This is a genomic window from Candidatus Saganbacteria bacterium (assembly GCA_016223245.1).
In the GTDB taxonomy this organism is placed as follows: Bacteria; Margulisbacteria; WOR-1; order XYC2-FULL-46-14; family XYC2-FULL-37-10; genus JACRPL01.
In genome coordinates, this window is the sequence record JACRPL010000006.1 from 34,873 (window position 1) to 53,659 (window position 18,787).

Here is an 18,787-nt window from a genome sequence, read left to right on the forward strand (position 1 = left end):
GCTATTAATTAACAGTAAATGGCACTACATCCGTAATGATCTTGCCGGCTGTTGATTTTTCAGATGAAGCTGTTGCGCTTGTGATCAATTGTTCAACCACGTATGATGTATTGTTGGTCATGTCGTATACGTCAAAATACAGCAAACTCGACAACGGGTTAAAGTTAAAGCTGTAGATTATTACGCTTGATTTGCTCGATGTCATATCTACCGGGCTAGTTGAAACGCTTGTAAGGTCGTTGCGAAGTATCTTGCTTTCTCCGCCGTTGTTCGCTAGATAGATCAAATAATCCCCGTAAGCGCGGGCCTTATTGATCGTCCTGTATTTTGAGTGCCTGGAAAATGCTTCGATGCTCGGCTCTCCGCTTGAGTTCACTATCCTGTAAATCCTGTCGCCCTTGACGGCCGATGTCCCCGAAGACCAGCTGTCCAATTTTAATATGGCGTATAATGATCCATTGTCAGCGAGGACCAATTGTTTTGCCCAGCCGAAATTGACCCCCTGAAGGCCGTTGGCTATTTTCCATTCGTTTTTTGTTGTGCCTGCCAAGTGCGCATTTACTTCAACGCTTATTTTATCGGCAATATTTGAAACCCAAGCGCCATGGACGGATTCGCCGGTACCGGTAATGTTCATCGCTTCAAATGTTAAACCGCCTAAGGTATCGGTGGTCGTTGAAAAATATTTTTCCCTGATGAAATTGCGTACAGTTTCTTCCGAAACTCCGCTTTCAAGGGACAGAGGAAGGGATGTGCCTCCCCAGCTATCCTGTTTGAAAAATCTTTTTTGCTCGGTCCCATCCCAGTAGCCATAAAGTATTTGGTTTGATATTGTCCTTGAATCGTCCCATGCGTTCGAATCATCATATAACGACTTGACCGACGTGATCTTCCCCGTCGTATCAAGCTTGACTTGTATGATGCCGGAATATTTCAAGAAATTGTCATTTTGGTCTTTTATCTGTAGATTTGTGCCGACCAATATAATGCTGTTATTGCTTGGCACATAATAGTATGACCTAAGCCATCCGGTGTAGCCGTCGTTATAGAAAATACTTTTGACCGAATTGTTGTAGATCAGGCGCAGCCATTCGATGCTCCAATTCCCGGCATCGGACCCGTGAAAAAGAACGAACCCGTTCGGGCAAACATAAAAATCCCTGACAGCCATCTGGCTGTTCCCGATCTGCGAAAGTACTCCTGCCGGCGTCTTTTTCTTGAGGACTGTTGTCCCGCCGCCCGAACCCTGCGCGGTGCCGAGATAATAAAGGTTCCCGTCATTATCCCATTGTACTTGTTTTACAGGAAGATCACCATTGTTTGAATCCCCGTACCATGTGCCAACGCCATTAAGGGTATCATCGACTGATTCAGTCGTGCCGGTTGGATATATCCTAAAGAAAGCTATTTGCCTTCCGCGGGATTCTGATGTTGAAGAGTCTTGGATCCAAACGCCCCATTGGAAACCGACGTAAAGCGAACCATCCGGGCTTTTTTCAATTACGGAAATTGGAGGGCGGGAACCAGACGGCAGATTCAATATTGATGAAAACTCTCCCGAAGCGGTTAATTTCAAAAGGTCAGTTACGTTGGCGACCAGCGCTTTAACGTCTTTTGCCAGGGCTAAACCGCTCGTTCCAGTTGATGCGGCAGAAACAATCGCTTTAGCTCCTGAAACATCAAAAAGATTTGATACTTTAACGGAAGAAGATTGATCCCCTCCGCCGTATGAACCTTTTTGTTCGCCACAGCCAGCCACTAGCGTGGCAATGACCAATGACCAAATCCCAATGACCAACAAAGAATAGTAATAATTTTTTTTCATATTCTTACCTCCGTTAATACATCCGATGGAATAATACTCATAGAATAATACTCATAGTATGTGAAATTGTCAAGGAAGATTTGACTTTTTTTTGCGCGCTTGATAAAATAACCAACAATTTACAAAAACATCAAGAAGGGAGAGGTGTATATTATTGAAAATCAAAATTAAATTGTTATGCCTTTATTGCTTCATAATGCTAGTCCAAGCCCTTTCGCTTAATGTGGCGGCCGCTCCCGCAATCCTCGAGGAAAAAGTTCCGGGGCAGAACGGCTGCAATACTATTGCCGATGTCGTTGAAAAAGTTGGCAATGCCGTTGTAAATATTGACGTCGTTAAAATGCAAAAGACCAGGTTCATCAACCCCTTTTCTGGTTTTGTAAAAGATTTTGGCTTCGGGTTTGATTTCGATCCGCGCTTCAAGAATTTTTTTGAAGACAAGATCATACCCCAAAAAGGAGAAGTCATCGGCGTTAATGTTGCGATCGTCGCGCAAGCGCAAGGTATAGGCTTTGCTATTCCAATTAATTCCGCAAAAGAGGTACTGCAAGACCTTAGGATTCGCCCGCTGCCCAAATGGGGTTTAAACAATACGATGTCATAAAACAAGTGAATGGGGAAAAGGTCAAAACTTCAGATGAGGTACAAAAGATCGTTTCACAGTTAAAGCCAAACAGTGAAAGAAATAAGTATGGTAATATACAGGGACGGAAAAAATTATTCAATTAAGGGGAAATTAGGCGAAAGGCCCGAACAAGTCGACGAAAAGGAGTAAACAATATGGCAGAATTCAGGCGCGCATACGGATTTGACGAGATATCGCTTGCCCCGTCAATTATAACGATCAACCCGGATGATACGGATGTTTCGGTTGAGATCGGCAAAAAGAAGTTCCAGATCCCGATCATCGCTTCCGCGATGGACGGAGTTATGAGCCCCAAAACTGCCGTCCTAATGAGCAAGCTTGGAGGATTGGGCGTTCTTAATCTCCAAGGCGTTTGGACGCGCTACGAAAACGCCGAAAAAGTATTGGAACAAATAGCTTCCGTCAGCCGCGAGGAATATGTCCCGCTAATGCAAAAACTTTATCTTGAACCGGTCAAAAAAGACCTTATCGGAAAAAGAATTAAGGAGATAAAAGCCGCCGGCGGGATCGCTGCGGTATCATCTATCCCGCAAGATGCCATCGAATTTGGTACTATCGCACGCGATGCAGGCGTTGATATTTTTGTCGTCCAATCGACCGTCCTTTCGACAAAACACAAATCAAAGACATCCGAGCCTTTGGACCTAAAAAAATTCTGCCATGAGATGAAAGTGCCGGTGATCGTCGGAAATTGTGTTACATACGAAGTAGCATTAACGCTTATGGGTACAGGTGTTGCGGCAGTTTTAGTCGGGATCGGGCCCGGCGCCGCCTGCACCTCGCGCGGGGTTTTAGGCGTCGGAGTGCCGATGGCCACGGCTATTGCCGATTGCGCCGCGGCGCGCGACGCTTACTATAAAGAGAACAATATTTATATTCCAATCATCGCAGATGGCGGTATGGCAGTGTCGGGCGATATGTGCAAGGCTATAGCTTGCGGTGCGGATGCCGTTATGATCGGGTCACCGATCGCAAAAGCTTCCGAAGCTCCTGGCTGCGGATTCCATTGGGGCATGGCGACGCCGTCGCCTACACTTCCTCGAGGATCAAGGATAAAAGTCGGAACGATCGGTTCATTAAAAGAGATATTGCACGGCCCTGCAAAATTCGATGACGGATCGATGAATTTTATTGGAGCCCTTCGGACATCTATGGGAACATTGGGCGCAGTAAACATCCGCGAGATGCAGCAAGTTGAGGTTGTGATCGCTCCTTCGATCTTAACCGAAGGAAAAGTTTACCAAAAAGCTCAGTCTCTTGGCATGTACAAATGAGTAAACACGATCTGATCGTTGTCCTCGATTTCGGCGCGCAATACTCGATGCTCATAGCCCGCCGCGTCCGCGAATGCAATGTATACTGCGAAATTCTCCCTTACAACACAACAGTTGAAGAGCTAAAAAAACGAAATGTTAAGGGTATTATCCTTTCCGGCGGCCCATCTTCCGTTTACGAGAAAAACGCCCCCCATCCTGATCCAAACATTTTCAAAAGCGGCATACCGATCTTAGGTATATGTTATGGCGTACAGCTAATCGGAAAAGCTTTTGGCGGTGAAGTAAAAGAAGGATCGATCAAAGAATACGGGAAAACACAATTAACGATCAATGATGAAGTAAATCTTTTTGCGGGGCTTCCGAACGAGATACAAACTTGGATGAGCCATGGCGATTCGGTTGTAAAGTTGCCTGATGGTTTTGTAGGCTTAGGACATACGGAGCACACTCAAAATGCGGCGATCGGCGACCATACAAGAAAAATATACGGCGTCCAATTCCATCCTGAAGTTGTCCATACGCCGCAAGGCTTCGAAATAATAAAAAATTTCGTATATATTGTATCCGATTGCAAACCGACATGGACTACCGCTAATTTCATTGACCAATCCGTAAAAGAGATACAGGCGACACTTGGTAAAGAAAGAATTTTATGCGCGCTGTCGGGCGGCGTTGATTCAACAACGGTTGCGGCTCTTGTCCACAAAGCCGTTGGCGAACAATTGACTTGCATGTTCATCGATCAAGGGTTTATGCGAAAGAACGAAGCCAAAAAGATCGAAGAGTTATTTACCTCAAAATTTAAGATCCATTTCATCCACATTAATGCATCAGAACGATTCTATGAGAAATTAAAAGGGATTTCGGACCCAGAAGAAAAACGCCATCGAATTGGCAACGAATTCATTCGTGTATTCGAAGAAGAAGCAAAAAAACTTGGACATCTACCATATTTGGCGCAAGGAACGCTTTACCCTGATGTTATTGAATCAGCGGTACCCGGACTTTCTGCTACGACCGCAGTTCGAATTAAAACGCATCATAATGTCGGCGGATTGCCAAAAGATATCAAATTTAAACTAATAGAGCCATTAAAGAAGCTATTTAAAGATGAAGTTAGAGCGCTTGGCCGCGATCTTGGAGTTCCGGATGAAATAATATCCCGCCAGCCATTCCCTGGCCCTGGCCTTGCGATAAGGATTATTGGCGAGGTTACAAAAGAAAGAGTTAAGATATTGCAAGATGTTGACGATATAGTCGTTTCTGAGATCAAAGCCGCCGGATATTATAAAAAAGTTTGGCAATCTTTTGGCGTTTTGCTTCCTATTAGAACAGTTGGGGTTATGGGTGATAAGCGTACTTATTTGAACACAGTTGCTATCCGATCGGTCACATCTACCGATGCAATGACGGCCGATTGGTCAAAATTGCCATATGAACTTCTTGAAAAGATGTCTAGCAGGATCATTAATGAATGCCCTGAAATTAACCGCGTAGTTTACGATATTTCCTCAAAACCGCCTTCGACTATCGAGTGGGAATAGACTGCAAGTTTTTGCCTAAATAGCTCGATAGTTATTTAGATGGCAGAAGTATCACTAGACCCAATAACACATCAAAAGTCACCAAAGCCTGTTGTTTCGGGGCCAACGCCTGCATCGTCACAACCAGGAAGGGTAAAACAACCTCCTGCTCCAACGACAGCTCCGGCCCATGAATCCGCAAAAACATTAAAAGCTCGTCAAGCTCAACTCGACATTGAATCTGTTTCTGCTGATGAACAGGCTTTTATCACTTTGCTTGGGATAACAAAAGTGGAATTTCGGGAAATAAAAGCGATATGCAATCTTAAACAAACGGATAGGTTAACTTTTCTGCTTTCGAAAGTTAAGGGGGCAAAAAGCGGGTCTGCGGCTGTAAAAAAAGCCAAACAAAATATCAAAAAATACGAACAATGTCAAAAATATAAAGAAGCGATCCTTTCCACATTAAAGGTCCAACAGCCGGAACTATTCAAAACCTTTGAAAGCTATCAAAATAAGATTTTGGCCCGAGCATTTGCGGAAACCTTAGCCCTTTTTAGGGATGAACGAGTATTTAAGGAATATTATGAAATATTGAACAAATATCACATAATAGATCCCTTGGCAATTGGCAGAAAAGATATAGGTAAAATGACGATTTACGAAGAGACAATCTTTTTTCAGAGAACAGAAACAATGAGAGGATATTCGATCTCAAATATGTATTTTGAAGAAGCCCAGAGATATTTGAACATTCAAGAACAGATCCGGGCCAAAACAAATAAATATTTCTTGCAAATAATAAAGTCAAATAAATTTGGGAAAAAATTGGCCGCTATCCATAATAGAGAAACAGAAGCTATGGCGCAATTATGGCCAAAAGATGATCTTAACCTTGAATTGACTGGACTGACAAATAAAGCCCAAAGCCTAATAAATAAATACCGTAAAATAGCTAAAGAGCTTGAAGCCGCGATCAAAACGCCGGATATTAAAGACGATGAAATGGCCAAAGCGAAATTGTCGGGGATCATCGATGAATTGCTGGCGGAAATTGGAATTGAATATAAGGCTGCTTATGTTGAAACCCCCTCAAATCCAGAAAAACAGGCTTTAAAATCATTGCTCCATATCACCGCACAATTGAAGATATTGGATAAAAAGATAATATATTATGCCAGATTAAGCAATCCCGCCCTATCGCAGAATGAAAGGGATCTGATCGAACAGGTTAAAGGTCTATCCGAGAAAGGGATATTATTTTCGAAAGCGCCTACTGAAGCCGGAGCTTTCAAAAAATATACTTTGGCTGCATGGCTTGCGACCTATCCAAAAGAAGTACAACTTATTCTGGAAATATATGTCCGATCAACGAAAGATTTCTTAAGGCAGATTAAAGATAATATGCCTTTGATAGGTACGGGAAAGGATAAAAGTGAGGCATTGTATTTTACCTTGCTGGCTTCGGGATTTTCCGAAAAAGAATTATTGGCGTTCGATGCCATGGCGGCGCTTGAAAGCCTCGCTGATGACGACAAGAAGGTTTTAATAGGAACAAATGAAGGGCAAATAGGAAATTGTTTAAAAGAGCTTAAGAAAACATATGATCTAATGTTATCCAGCAAGTATATAACATTAAGTCCTAAAGAAAGAGCCGCTATAAATGCTAAATATTGTCAATTAACAAGCCTTTTATTTGGGCTTGTCGGCTCTTATCAGCGAGCAAGTTATCTGATGGAAATATCTGTTTATATGCGCAAAACCGGTGTTCATATTCCCGGAAAAACCCATGAGATTGAAAATTCTCCAGAAACACACGATGACCTTATTTATCACCAAGGCTTGTTGAGATTCATTAAGGCTTCTGCCGAACAATTTGGCGTTGACCCATGGAATCTTATTGCCACTCATTTAACCGTCAGGAAAATTACCGGCGAGCCGATCGACCAAAAATATGTGGATGAGATATTGAAACATTCATCTTTGCAAGGTTTGATCGATTTAGACGGCCAATATAATTTAGACGAGCTTAAAAAGAAATTCATTTCAGCTTTTGTTTATAAAGGGCTGGAATCATCTTTAGCCATCCAAACTAATTATGAGGCATCGAAAGCTAAAATATTCGCATGGCTGCAAAAATATGTAGGACAAATAAGATCGGAAATATCAAAGGATCCTCGATATGCCGGGCTCAATGAAATGGAAAATAAGCTTAGGATACTGAACCAAATATTCAGGTTTTTGTTGGAAACAAAGGTAGTGTCAAACAACGAATTGGATATTTTTATCAAGAAAAATCCTTATGCTGAGCTAAAGATCGGGTTGGAAATGCAAAACTTGAGATCGAAGGAGGTATTCTTTACTATGGGGTATGAGAGTCTGCCAAAAGAGGTAAAGGATGCGGTTGAAAAACACGGATTTACCGCTTTTTGCAAGGATTATGCAGCTCTCTTGGATATCTATTGGGTCCCTAATGACAAGAAAACTTTATTTTTAGGATACACTTTTTTGGGGAAAGGCCCAATTGTCTTAACATATAAACAATCTAATTTTTTGAACAAAATAATTGACATATTAGTCCACGAATTAAGGCATAAAGCGGATAACGATGACTTTGAAAAATATTGCCTGGCAAACCCTAACTATAAAAAACCTTTTGATGATATCCCTATTATGCTGACAGAACGAAATGCTGATATCCTTTCATTGGCTGTTTGTGAAGGCATCAAGCCAAGAACCTTGGCCTTAAAAAAGGAAATAGCAGAAATAAGGCGAAGAGTTGAAATATCCAATGTTTTGTTGGGGCTAAACCCGGGAGACAGGCAAATTTTAAAGCCGCCTTATAATGGGATAAAGATAGAAATGCAATCATTGTCGATCGCGCCATCGCAGATACCTTTAGAAGTGAAAGATCTTCATGCAATAAAATCAGTTTTAATTAATATGGGTTATACCGCCAAAGAACAGGGATTTTTGATAGATACTTGTGTTGCAGTCATTTCATCCGGTTGGATCGATCTTTCAACCCTAAATGTTCCCGGCCAAAGGAATATATTCATTGATTTTATTGAAAAATTGGTTGGGGATAAGCGAAGCAAAGGATATTATACAGATGAATTTGAGAGTCACTTAGCTCACTCGAAAAAAACAATAAATAGTAAAGTAAAAACCCCCATTGTTACATCTCAAGAGCTTAAACGGTTGATCTATAAGACGCTGCCTCTCGCCTTCTGATGCTCTTTCCATGAAGAAGAAAATATATGCGAGCCGTCTTTACGTGCTACAAAATATATATAATTCGTGTTCGCGGGATAAATAGCCGCCTTAAATGACGCAAGCCCCGGATTGCATATCGGCGTTGGAGTTAGCCCCATGTTTTTATAGGTATTATACGGCGATCGGATTTGGAGCTGTTTTAAATATACATGCTTTGTCGGATTTTCTAATATATATTTGATCGTAGGATCTGAAGCCAACGGCATTTTCATCTTCATTCTATTATAAAAAACAGATGAGATGATTGGCCTCTCTGCATCAAGTCTTGCTTCTTTTTCAATAATTGACGCTAGGATCAAAGTGTTGTAGAAGGAAAACGTACTGTTCTTTCCATTTTCTTTCCAGTAAAACCAGAGCATTACATTAAAACGTTTAAGCATCATATTGGCAAGGACTTCGGTTGAAGTTGTTTTTTCTATTATGTAAGTATCCGGGAATAAATAGCCTTCGAAAGAATAGCTATTATTGGCTTTTAGAAAATCATATTTTAGAGCTAGTGATAAAGATAAAGGCGTGTTGGTAAGCTTTCTGAATTCTTCGAAGTGAAGAAATCCGGTCTTTTGAAGGATGCTTCCCATTTTATAGATCGAAGTCCCTTCAGGAAATGTAACCTTAATTGGATTGGGCGAGTTAGTGTCGCCGCGCCTTAGTTTTATCAGTGTTGAAACAAGCGTTCCATGAGGATTAAACGTGTATTCGCCTGATTGTATCTTGTTTTGCATATTGAGCGAGAATGCCGCAAGCTTAAAAAATAAGCTATTTTCAATAACCTTATTGGATGCAAGCATATTCGCTATCTCATTTGCGCTTGTCCCCTGGTTTATGGATATCGAGACCAGTAGATCGTTCTTGCCGGTTTGGATAAAGATGGAAAAAAAAGACAGAATAACAAGTATCAATAATAATATTGGCAAAAGAACGAGTATTTTTTTCATTTCCTGCATTCCATATAATTCTGCAAAATAAGCGCCGCGGCCGTCTTATCAATAAACTTGCGCCTTTTTTTCTCGGAAACACCAGCTTCGTCAAACATCCTATTGGCTTGAGATGAAGTCAACCTTTCATCCCATGTAACAATTGGAATAGTAACCGATTTTTTCAATTCTTCAATAAATTCCAACACTTTTTGGGCAGAGTGCCCTATCTCGCCTCTCATGGTTTTGGGAAGACCTACTACGATCTCGGATATGTCATCATATTGTTTGATCGTATTTTTAACTTCGTCAATATTTGAGACCACTGCTATTCCTTGAGCGGTTAACCCGAGAGGGTCGCTTATCGCAATGCCTATTCGAACTTCACCGTAATCGATACCCATGGTCCTCATATTAATTCTATTGCCTTCTTCAGAGCTTCCTCGATCCTTGAAATATCGCGCCCACCCGCTTCGGCCTTGTTCGGCCGCCCGCCGCCGCCGCCGCCGCAAGTTTCGGCTAGTACTTTTGCAAGCTTGCCCGCATGATAGCCTTTTTTCACTAGATCATCCGTTACGATCACCAAGAACGATATTTTATCGGATATTGTTGATGCAAGGATTATTATTCCCGATCTAAGCGAATCACGGAGTTTGTCGCCCATAATTCGCATATTATCAACCGGAACCTCTATTAACGATGCCTTAAGGACGACGATATCTTTTATCTTTTCAGTTTGTGATAGGAGAGAGTCGGCTTCTAATAAGGATTTTTTTGCTTCAAGATCGTCAATTTCTTTTTGGATGTTCTTGTTCCTCTCTCTTGCCCATTCAAGCCTTCCCTCAAGATGCTCAAGGAATTTGTTTACGCGGATCGAGTCTTTTTCATCAACTGCTTGGCCCAGGGTGTTTAATTCGGTGGGGTCAACTTCAAAAATGCCTTCATCAAGGAAAGCTCCGCCGCCAAGCAACTGCTTTTTTGCCTGAAGTATTGCGTGGTGGCGCATAAGATCATCGATCTGAATATGGAGATCTTTTGCCTTGTAAACTATGGCAGCTTTGGACAGATCTCCTGCAATTGCTTCAATTCTCCTTACTCCCGATTGTAAGGCTTCCTCTTTTATGATCTTGAAAAAAACGATATCTTTAGTATTATCAACATGACAGCCGCCGCAAAGCTCAAGGCTTAAATCGCCTATCTTTACTACCCTAACTTTGTCGCCATATTTTTCGGAAAATAAAGCCATCGCACCGAGTTTTTTTGCTTCATTGAGGTTTGTTTCAAATTTTTCGACTTTAATGGCCTTTTTAATATTCTCATTAACGATCCTCTCAACTTCAGCTGTTTCTTGTTTTGTCATCGCACGATTGAAGCTAAAATCGAAGCGCAAACGGTCAGGGCCAACGTACGATCCCGCTTGTTTTGCCATATCGCCCAAGGTTTTTCTCAAAGCCGCATGAAGCAGATGAGTTCCAGTGTGGTGGGCCATTATATTTTTTCTTTTACTTTCATCTACCTTGGCATGAACATGGTCCCCGATCTTTAAGCGATCTATATTATCGAGACGATGAAGGATCACTCCGCCAATTTCGCCGTATGTTCCAATAACAATGCTTTCGTTTATGATCCCGGTATCTCCAATTTGGCCTCCGCCCTCCGGATAAAATGGCGTCTTATCGAGAATTACGATGTTCTCGTCAGGAATGATCTCCAATATCTTTGCGTCGGACTCAAGTTTGTCGTAACCCACAAAATTTGTTTTACCGTGTTTTTCTTCGAAAGTATTCTTTAATCTTAAGATCGAATCCTCAAGTTTAAAGGCTCCTGCCCTTGCGCGTTCTCTTTGTTCTCCCATTAAATTTTCGAATTCAGCTTTGTTGATCGAATACCCTCTTTCAATCGCGAACTCTTCGGTTATTTCATATGGGAAGCCAAAAGTATCATGAAGTTTAAAAACATCGATTCCGGCAAGCTTTTTGTCGGTAGCATGCTTTGCAAATAGTTCTTCCAGTAATTTCATGCCTGATTCAAGTGTATTATTGAAACCGATCTCTTCAGATCTGATAGTCTCTTCGATTATTTTTGATTGGGTTGCAAGTTCAGGATAAGTTCCCTTTCCTTGTTCGATAACTGTCCTTGATAATTCCGATAAGAAGGGCATTTGCATCTTTAATTTTCTTCCGTTTAGTATCGCTCGCCTGATAATTCTTCGTAGAACATAGCCTCGCCCTTCATTTGACGGCAATACTGAATCGGAGATCAAATATGTCATCGCGCGCAAATGGTCGGCAATTATTTTGCTGGAAGCGCTTCTATCGGGAAGTTTTTCAAAGATCGGAGTGAATAAATCCGTATCGAAATTATCTGTTTTTCCCTGCAGAACTCTCGATATCCTCTCAAGCCCCATACCGGTATCAATATTCTTCTTTGGGAGAGGTTTTAACTCTCCGGCCTCGTTGCGATTATATTGAATGAACACAAGATTCCATATCTCCAGGAATCTCTCGCAATCACAAGCAGGATTGCAGTCGGGCTTATCGCATTTGACGCCGGAGTCATAATATATTTCAGAACAAGGTCCACAAGGACCTGTAGGCCCTGCTGACCAAAAATTGTTTTCCTCATCAAGCCTATAGATCTTTTCTTTGGGTATTCCTATTTTTTTATTCCAAATATCATAGGCTTCATCATCTTTTTCATAGATCGCGATGACGAGTTTTTCTTTTTCGATCTTGTAGGCTTCGGTTAAAAGCTCCCAAGCGTATGCTATCGCATCTTCTTTGAAATAATCGCCGAAAGAAAAATTCCCAAGCATCTCAAAGAATGTATGATGCCTGGTCGTCTTCCCGACATGTCCTATGTCGTTCATGCGTATGCATTTTTGTACGGTTGTAACGCGTTTATATTTTGGGGATTCGGTTCCCAAGAATATCGGCTTGAACGGAAGCATTCCCGCTAAAGTTAATAAAACTGTCGGGTCAGACGGGATTAGCGAAGCGGAAGGCTGGCGCTTATGCCCCTTTTTCTCGAAGAATTCTAAGAATTGTTCTCTAATTTCAGAACTTTTCATAATTATTTACTTGAACAAACTAACCTGCGAGTAAACCCTGCCTGCCGGTAGGCACGGCTCGCGGTTAGTTTGAATTTCATAACCACGGCGTTTAGCCGCTGGTAGAAAAATATTTCTCAATCTCCTCCCTAATTCTATTTTGTACATCTTCAACCGGCATCGTACTATTAATGACCTTAACTCTTTTTTTATCGTTTTGGGCGATCTCCAAATATTTATCCCTGACCCTTTCATGAAAGGCGACGATCTCTTTTTCAAATCGGTCGATATTCCCTCTTTCTTTCGCCCTCTTGAGGCCAACTTCGACCGGAACATCGAGCAGGATAGTAATATCGGGAACTAGTCCGCGGCTCGCTACCCAATTTACATATCTTACCAAATCTTCTGGAAGGCCGCGGCCCCCCAATTGGTATGCCAGAGTTGAATCCATATACCTATCGCAGATAATTGTTTTCTTTTTATCTAGCGCCGGTTTAATTATTTTTTCAACATGCTCTACCCTGTCTGCCGCGAAAAGGAAAATTTCCGACAGTATTTCCGGCTCTTTTTCCAATAAGATCTTTCTTAATTCCATTCCAAGCGATGTTCCGCCTGGTTCTTTGGTTATCACGACATCTTGGCCTTTAGATGCAAGGTATTTTGATAATAATTCGATCTGTGTTGTTTTTCCGCAGCCTTCCCCGCCTTCAAAAGAGATGAACATGTTCCCTCCTAGTTTATGCCGAAGTTGAAATTAAATTCATTCCTCATTACACGATATGCAAAAGTTATATTGAAGCAATGGATCCCGATGCGGACAAGATAATCGAATTCTCGGGGACTTAAATCCGGTAAATTATATAAAACGTTGATACCGTATTTGCTTCCATCATTTCCTGCCATAAATCCCGCATTTATTTGGTTTGAAGCTGTAAAGCGATACATTTCATAAGTAAACGGGCTTGTTCCTCTATTTAGGATGAAAGTCCTAAATCCCACACCGGTTGATAAGAATGGGGACCATGTCTTGTACAATTCAAGGCCGCCAACGGTTTTTAGCCAACGGGTCCCGTTGCCGCCTTGCCTGCCGGCAGGCAGGTAGAAAGAATGGTCGTTATCCAAAATAACCTTTATTATGCCGATTTGAAGGTCGAGAAGCGATGCCGAAACGCCAAGTTTTGCGTTTGAATAAGTTTGTGATGCCCCAGATGATTCTTCGGAAATAAACCCGAGAGAGAGAGATCCTGACATATCAAATTTATCATATGCCCATTTTTTAAGCGACAAAGATAAAAGCGGGAACTGGCTTACCCTTTCATAATTTATCCTTTCATTTAATGCCATTTTGGACGAAAGCTCGAATTGTTTAACAGTATCAATGTTAAATAATTTTAGGGCGAACGGCCCATCGCTCTTTACTTCATTGCCAAAAAGATAATTATGGGCAAATATGACAGAGATCGGGTCTTTCGAATCCCCGGATATTTTGAAATTTCCGCTGTTTTGGGCGTCTTTAATATAATTAAGGTCTAATCCGGCCCCAAGATATTTCTTCGCAGCATAGTTTACCGCGATATTTCCGCTCAAGCTCCTGCTTACATGCCAAGGCAAGCTTTGGGAAATATAAGCTCCATCAAGATCGTTTGATCCAAAAACCGGATAAGGCATTTGGTGGGCCAAACCTTTTTCTTCGGCTTTAAGGTCGTATATATAGACTGGTACCGGTGTCGTAGCTACGCCGTCCAGCCAAAACCTGGCCCAATAACAAATAAGCCATCCGTCCTTGGGATATAAAATAATATTATCGGCCTGAAAATGATAATGCGGTGTAAATAGATCGCAAGTCGTGAATTCCGCATTTTTTAGGTCAATTTTGTCCTCGTCCATCTTAACTAGGTCTCCAGTCAGCGTAACATTTTTGTAGAGCAATTTTACTTTATTTGCAGCACCGATCCTTGTGTTTAGATTGAAATCTAATACATCTCCCGAAAAATAAAGGCCTTGATATAGAAGTTTGAAGCCCGCATCCGTTTTAATATTCTTGTCCGCCGTAAAATATAAGAATTTTTCGCCAGATGCCTTGAGGTCTTTATATGTTACCTCGACTGATCCTATCGCTTCGACATATTTCCCGTCATCGGAATAATTGAGCGTTTGGGCGTTGATCGAGAGATCCTTGTCTTGGGCAAAGACTTGCGTTGATAATATAATAAGCAAAATGACCAATGACCAATGACCAATGACCAACAAGGAATAGATTATAGAATAAATACATTGTTGGGATTTGGTCATTGGGATTTACTGCTAGCCAACTTCTTCATAGCGGCTTTCTTTATTGCAGAATTTGGCAATGTCTTTGCGGAAGACCAATTCGACAGTGCCGACAGGGCCGTTCCTTTGTTTCGCGATAATAATTTCGGCTATATTCCCGCGTTCTGATTGTGGATTGTAATAATCGTCCCTATGGATGAACATTACAAGGTCAGCCGTTTGTTCAATTTCTCCCGATTCCCTAAGGTCCGATAGCCTTGGTATCCTATCGTTTCGCTGTTCAACCGCCCTTGAAAGTTGCGACAGTGCAATTACGGGAAGATCAAGTTCGCGTGCAAGGGTCTTAAGCGACCGTGAGATTTCCGAAATTTCCTGCACCCTGTTTTCGATCCTGCCCCTGCCAGACATAAGCTGCAAGTAATCGATCATGACCATTCCAAGCCCTTTTTCAAGTTTGAGCCTTCTGCATTTTGCCCTTATTTCCATTGCGGTGATCGAAGCCGAATCGTCAATGTATATCTGGGCTTCGGAGAGTTTTGACAAGGCGCGCGTCAACTTCTTCCAACCGGTATCAGGGAGTGTTGCTGTTTTAAGCTTTATTGCGTCGATCTCCGCCTCTGAACACAGCATTCTTTGGGCAAGCTGGTCTTTGCTCATTTCAAGCGAGAAGATCGCGACAGGTATCTTGAATTTTATTGCCATATTTTGGGCCATGTTCAATGCAAATGCGGTTTTTCCAACCGACGGCCTTGCCGCGATAATTATTAGGTCGGAATTCTGGAACCCGGCTGTCAGATTGTCAAGATCGGTATAGCCTGTTGGAATGCCTGTAATGTGCTCTTTTTTCCCGTATAGCCTGTCGATCCTGTCTAAAACTTTTGTCAAAATCGAATCTAACTTGTGGAATCCTTCTTTTGTCCGTTTTAATGCGATATCGAAGATCGTTTTTTCTGCATGGTCCAATATACTGTCAACATTGTCCGGTTCATCGAACGCTTCCGATACAATATACGTTCCGGCATCGATCAATCGCCTCAATGTCGCTTTTTCTTCAACGATCCGCGCGTAATATTCGATATTTGCGGCTGTCGGGACGGAATTAATAAGGTCCGCAATATAACCGGATCCTCCAGAAGAGTCAAGCTTGTTGCTTTTCCGAAGGCTTTCGCCCACAGTGACAAGGTCTACAGGTTCGCCTCGGTCAAACAGGTCGAGGATCGTTTCGTAAATATATTTGTGCGCATCGCGGTAAAAGCTGTCCGCGTGCAGGATCTCGATTGCTTTTACAATCGCGGCCTTGTCAATCAATAACGATCCAATTACTGATTGTTCTGCTTGCAGGTTTTGCGGTGGAATTCTTTCTTCGGCCATGAGATGTAAATTATAACATATGTTGACATTGATTTCCAAGCGTACTAGAATTATGCCAAATGGAATGAATTATTCGGCTTTTAATACGGCAATTTCCGGAAAAATATTGGGTCAGGCATTTATTACAGGAACATTCGATCGATGATCAAATCCCAGGTCATTTTCAACCATCTCAAGCGTTGTATATATCTCTTTAGCCCTTGAAATCACGTCATTCGGGAGCCCCGCTAACCGCGCAACTTGGATCCCATACGATCTATCTGCAGAGCCCTCGACTATCTTATGTAAAAATGTTATTTGATCGCCTTCTTCTTTTATCTGGATATTCAGATTTTTCATGCCTTTATGTTTTTCCGCAAGCTGAGTGATCTCATGGTAGTGAGTCGCGAATAAAGTTTTTGCTTTGATGTTGTTATTGATGAATTCGGCAACAGCCGCAGCGATAGACATCCCGTCAAAAGTCGCCGTCCCTCTGCCTATTTCATCAAGTATTATCAAACTATTTTCAGTCGCATTGTTCAGGATATTCGCGGTTTCGGTCATCTCGAGCATAAATGTTGATTGTCCTGAATATATATCATCCATAGCCCCAATTCTTGTGAAGATTTTGTCTATTAACGGCAATATTGCATTATCGGCCGGGACAAACGAACCCATTTGTGCCAAAAGGCATATTAACGCGGTCTGTCTCATGTAAGTAGATTTACCTGCCATGTTAGGGCCAGTGATCAGCAGGAAACTACTTTCATTGTTCATCAAGATATCGTTTTTTACAAAATTATGGTTTCCAAGCATTTTTTCGACTACCGGATGCCGTGATCCGGTTATCAGGATATCAGTGGATCCGGATATCAGGGGGCGGCAATAATTGTTTTCTTGCGCGACTTGTGCCAATGAGATCAAGACATCGAGTTGGGATAATATCTCCGCAATATATTGTAATTCTTTTGTAAATCCTGCGGCTTTTTCACGTACATCGCAGAAAATCTTATATTCCAGTTCTTTGATCCTTTCATCGGCATTTAGGATCAGAGATTCCTTTTCTTTTAAGTCAGGCGTTATATATCTTTCGCAATTAGTAAGTGTTTGTTTTCTAATATAATTTGCAGGCACTTGAGACAGGTTTGCCGTTGTGACCTCGATATAATATCCGAAAACTTTATTAAAACCTACTTTGAGGGATTTGATACCGCTTGCTATCCTTTCTTTGTTCTCAAGTTCGGCGATCCAGCTTTTTCCGCCATAAGCTATCTTTCTCAATTCATCCAGCTCATTATCATAAGAATCGTTTATTATCCCGCCTTCTTTAATAGTGAACGGAGGATCAATCTTTATGGCTTTATTTATTAATTCCTTGAGTTCAAGAAGTTCCGGAAGATCATTGACATGTTTTAGCATTTTCGATTTGCATTTTGAAGTTAACGTTTTAAAGAATGGGATCTCTTTTAACGATTCATTTAGAGAAACAATATCTTTTGCGTTTCCCTGCTCTGTTGCAATTTTTGATGTTAGTCTTTCAATATCATAGAGATTCTTAAGTCTTTGTGTTAGCTCTGCTTTTAAAATTGTATCTCCTATAAGTTCATCAATTGCATCGAAACGGGCATTTATTTTATCTATTTCCATTAAAGGCATAAGAAGCCAATTTCTAAGAAGCCTGCTTCCCATATTTGTTTCGCATCTATCAAGCACCCAGAGTAAGGCCCCTTTTAAGGATTTATCTTTAATAGATTGAACGAGTTCAAGGTTTCTTCTTGTTTGGGCGTCTATAAGCATATATTGGCCGATCGCATAAGGCGTAATTTTGTTAATGTGGCCCAGAGCAGTTTTCTGGTTGTCTTCAAGATAATCCAAGGCAGCTGCAGCGGCGGATAAACCAACTGAATAGTTCTCAATTCCGAATGAGGCAAGAGATTTTATTTTGAAGAATTTTGAAAGTTTTTCTTCTGCTTCGGATTGGTCGTATTTGTCTTTGTAGCTTTCAATCCTAATAGACGGAACCTGCGAGTGAACCCTGCCTGCCGGCAGGCACGGCTCGCGGTTCCTTTTCTCATCAATCATGTCGGAAAGAAGTATCTCCGATGGTTTTATCCTATTTATTTCATCGAGGAGATCTTTTAAAGTATCGATTTCTGTAACTTTAAATTCACCAGTCGAAGCATCCGTATAAGCTAGACCAAACTTGCCTTTCTCAAAAGATACGACAAGAAGATAATTGTTTGTCTTATCGGTTAGCATTGAAGTACCAATAATTGTCCCAGGGGTATATATCTTTATTACATCTCTTTTAACCAGCCCTTTAGCAAGCTTTGGGTCTTCGACTTGTTCGCAGATAGCAACTTTGTATCCTTTTTCGACAAGTTTTCCAATATAATTTTCGGCCGCATGGAATGGTATCCCGCACATCGGCATTCTGTTCTCGGAAATTCCCCTGCCAGTTAATGTGAGGCCAAGTTCGCGCGATCCAAGCTCTGCATCATCGTAGAACATTTCATAGAAGTCGCCCAAGCGGAAAAAAAGGATTGCATCCTTGTGCTGTGATTTTATTTCCCGATATTGTTTTATCATCGGGGTTTGGTCTGTCATTGTACTTCATCCTTTAAAGTGGATTTACCTTTATAAGTTCTAAATATAT

General features: G+C 41.5%; 13 protein-coding genes. 5 read left to right on the top strand and 8 right to left on the bottom strand.

What is annotated here, in order from left to right:
- Positions 1-4 precede the first annotated feature (4 nt).
- Positions 5-1,825, bottom strand: a complete 1,821-nt coding sequence (locus HZC34_01970) for a hypothetical protein (protein MBI5700598.1) — start codon at positions 1,823-1,825, stop codon at positions 5-7.
- A 196-nt stretch (positions 1,826-2,021) separates the two neighbouring features.
- On the opposite strand from HZC34_01970, the gene HZC34_01975 reads away from it, so the two are divergent.
- Genes HZC34_01975 through HZC34_01995 form a run of 5 tightly spaced genes read left to right on the top strand, consistent with a single transcriptional unit; the run spans position 2,022 to position 8,505 of the window.
- Positions 2,022-2,429 (top strand): hypothetical protein, encoded by a 408-nt coding sequence (locus HZC34_01975; protein MBI5700599.1) that lies wholly within the window; start codon positions 2,022-2,024, stop codon positions 2,427-2,429.
- The gene (locus tag HZC34_01980; GenBank protein ID MBI5700600.1) at positions 2,402-2,554 is read left to right on the top strand and encodes a hypothetical protein; all 153 of its coding nucleotides are present in this window, start codon (positions 2,402-2,404) and stop codon (positions 2,552-2,554) included. Before HZC34_01975 ends, HZC34_01980 begins: the two co-directional genes overlap by 28 nt.
- A 51-nt stretch (positions 2,555-2,605) precedes the next feature.
- Positions 2,606-3,745: a GuaB3 family IMP dehydrogenase-related protein gene (locus tag HZC34_01985; protein ID MBI5700601.1), complete on the top strand. Its 1,140-nt coding sequence runs from the start codon at positions 2,606-2,608 to the stop codon at positions 3,743-3,745.
- Positions 3,742-5,292, top strand: a complete 1,551-nt coding sequence (guaA, locus tag HZC34_01990) for a glutamine-hydrolyzing GMP synthase (GenBank protein ID MBI5700602.1) — start codon at positions 3,742-3,744, stop codon at positions 5,290-5,292. Before HZC34_01985 ends, guaA begins: the two co-directional genes overlap by 4 nt.
- Before the next feature lie 39 nt (positions 5,293-5,331).
- Positions 5,332-8,505 (top strand): hypothetical protein, encoded by a 3,174-nt coding sequence (locus HZC34_01995; protein MBI5700603.1) that lies wholly within the window; start codon positions 5,332-5,334, stop codon positions 8,503-8,505.
- Here HZC34_01995 and mltG read toward each other — a convergent pair.
- The 7 genes from mltG to mutS all read right to left on the bottom strand — a co-directional run bounded on the left by mltG (position 8,478) and on the right by mutS (position 18,738).
- The gene (gene mltG, locus HZC34_02000) at positions 8,478-9,482 is read right to left on the bottom strand and encodes an endolytic transglycosylase MltG (protein ID MBI5700604.1); all 1,005 of its coding nucleotides are present in this window, start codon (positions 9,480-9,482) and stop codon (positions 8,478-8,480) included. The two genes, HZC34_01995 and mltG, sit on opposite strands and share 28 nt — an antisense overlap.
- Positions 9,479-9,874, bottom strand: coding sequence for a Holliday junction resolvase RuvX (gene ruvX / locus HZC34_02005; GenBank protein MBI5700605.1), 396 nt, complete (start codon positions 9,872-9,874; stop codon positions 9,479-9,481). The genes mltG and ruvX overlap by 4 nt, the downstream gene beginning before the upstream one ends.
- Positions 9,871-12,531, bottom strand: coding sequence for an alanine--tRNA ligase (gene alaS, locus HZC34_02010; protein ID MBI5700606.1), 2,661 nt, complete (start codon positions 12,529-12,531; stop codon positions 9,871-9,873). Before alaS ends, ruvX begins: the two co-directional genes overlap by 4 nt.
- A gap of 91 nt (positions 12,532-12,622) precedes the next feature.
- Complete coding sequence (tmk, locus tag HZC34_02015; protein ID MBI5700607.1) at positions 12,623-13,234, bottom strand: dTMP kinase; 612 nt, start codon at positions 13,232-13,234, stop codon at positions 12,623-12,625.
- An 8-nt stretch (positions 13,235-13,242) separates the two neighbouring features.
- A complete protein-coding gene (locus tag HZC34_02020) occupies positions 13,243-14,802 on the bottom strand; it encodes an LPS-assembly protein LptD (GenBank protein MBI5700608.1) in 1,560 nt (519 codons plus the stop codon).
- 12 nt (positions 14,803-14,814) lie between these two features.
- Positions 14,815-16,152 (bottom strand): replicative DNA helicase, encoded by a 1,338-nt coding sequence (dnaB, locus tag HZC34_02025; GenBank protein ID MBI5700609.1) that lies wholly within the window; start codon positions 16,150-16,152, stop codon positions 14,815-14,817.
- Positions 16,153-16,263: 111 nt separating this feature from the next.
- Positions 16,264-18,738, bottom strand: coding sequence for a DNA mismatch repair protein MutS (gene mutS / locus HZC34_02030; GenBank protein ID MBI5700610.1), 2,475 nt, complete (start codon positions 18,736-18,738; stop codon positions 16,264-16,266).
- Between the last annotated feature and the right edge of the window lie 49 nt (positions 18,739-18,787).

Excerpts from the sequence above, each read along its gene's own strand:
- HZC34_01975 (MBI5700599.1), top strand. The coding sequence starts at position 2,022 with ATGCTAGTCCAAGCCCTTTCGCTTAATGTGGCGGCCGCTCCCGCAATC.
- ruvX (MBI5700605.1), bottom strand. The coding sequence starts at position 9,874 with ATGAGGACCATGGGTATCGATTACGGTGAAGTTCGAATAGGCATTGCG.
- HZC34_02020 (MBI5700608.1), bottom strand. The coding sequence starts at position 14,802 with ATGACCAAATCCCAACAATGTATTTATTCTATAATCTATTCCTTGTTG.
- HZC34_01985 (MBI5700601.1), top strand. The coding sequence starts at position 2,606 with ATGGCAGAATTCAGGCGCGCATACGGATTTGACGAGATATCGCTTGCC.
- mutS (MBI5700610.1), bottom strand. The coding sequence starts at position 18,738 with ATGACAGACCAAACCCCGATGATAAAACAATATCGGGAAATAAAATCA.
- HZC34_01980 (MBI5700600.1), top strand. The coding sequence starts at position 2,402 with ATGGGGTTTAAACAATACGATGTCATAAAACAAGTGAATGGGGAAAAG.
- tmk (MBI5700607.1), bottom strand. The coding sequence starts at position 13,234 with ATGTTCATCTCTTTTGAAGGCGGGGAAGGCTGCGGAAAAACAACACAG.
- mltG (MBI5700604.1), bottom strand. The coding sequence starts at position 9,482 with ATGAAAAAAATACTCGTTCTTTTGCCAATATTATTATTGATACTTGTT.
- HZC34_01970 (MBI5700598.1), bottom strand. The coding sequence starts at position 1,825 with ATGAAAAAAAATTATTACTATTCTTTGTTGGTCATTGGGATTTGGTCA.
- guaA (MBI5700602.1), top strand. The coding sequence starts at position 3,742 with ATGAGTAAACACGATCTGATCGTTGTCCTCGATTTCGGCGCGCAATAC.
- alaS (MBI5700606.1), bottom strand. The coding sequence starts at position 12,531 with ATGAAAAGTTCTGAAATTAGAGAACAATTCTTAGAATTCTTCGAGAAA.
- HZC34_01995 (MBI5700603.1), top strand. The coding sequence starts at position 5,332 with ATGGCAGAAGTATCACTAGACCCAATAACACATCAAAAGTCACCAAAG.
- dnaB (MBI5700609.1), bottom strand. The coding sequence starts at position 16,152 with ATGGCCGAAGAAAGAATTCCACCGCAAAACCTGCAAGCAGAACAATCA.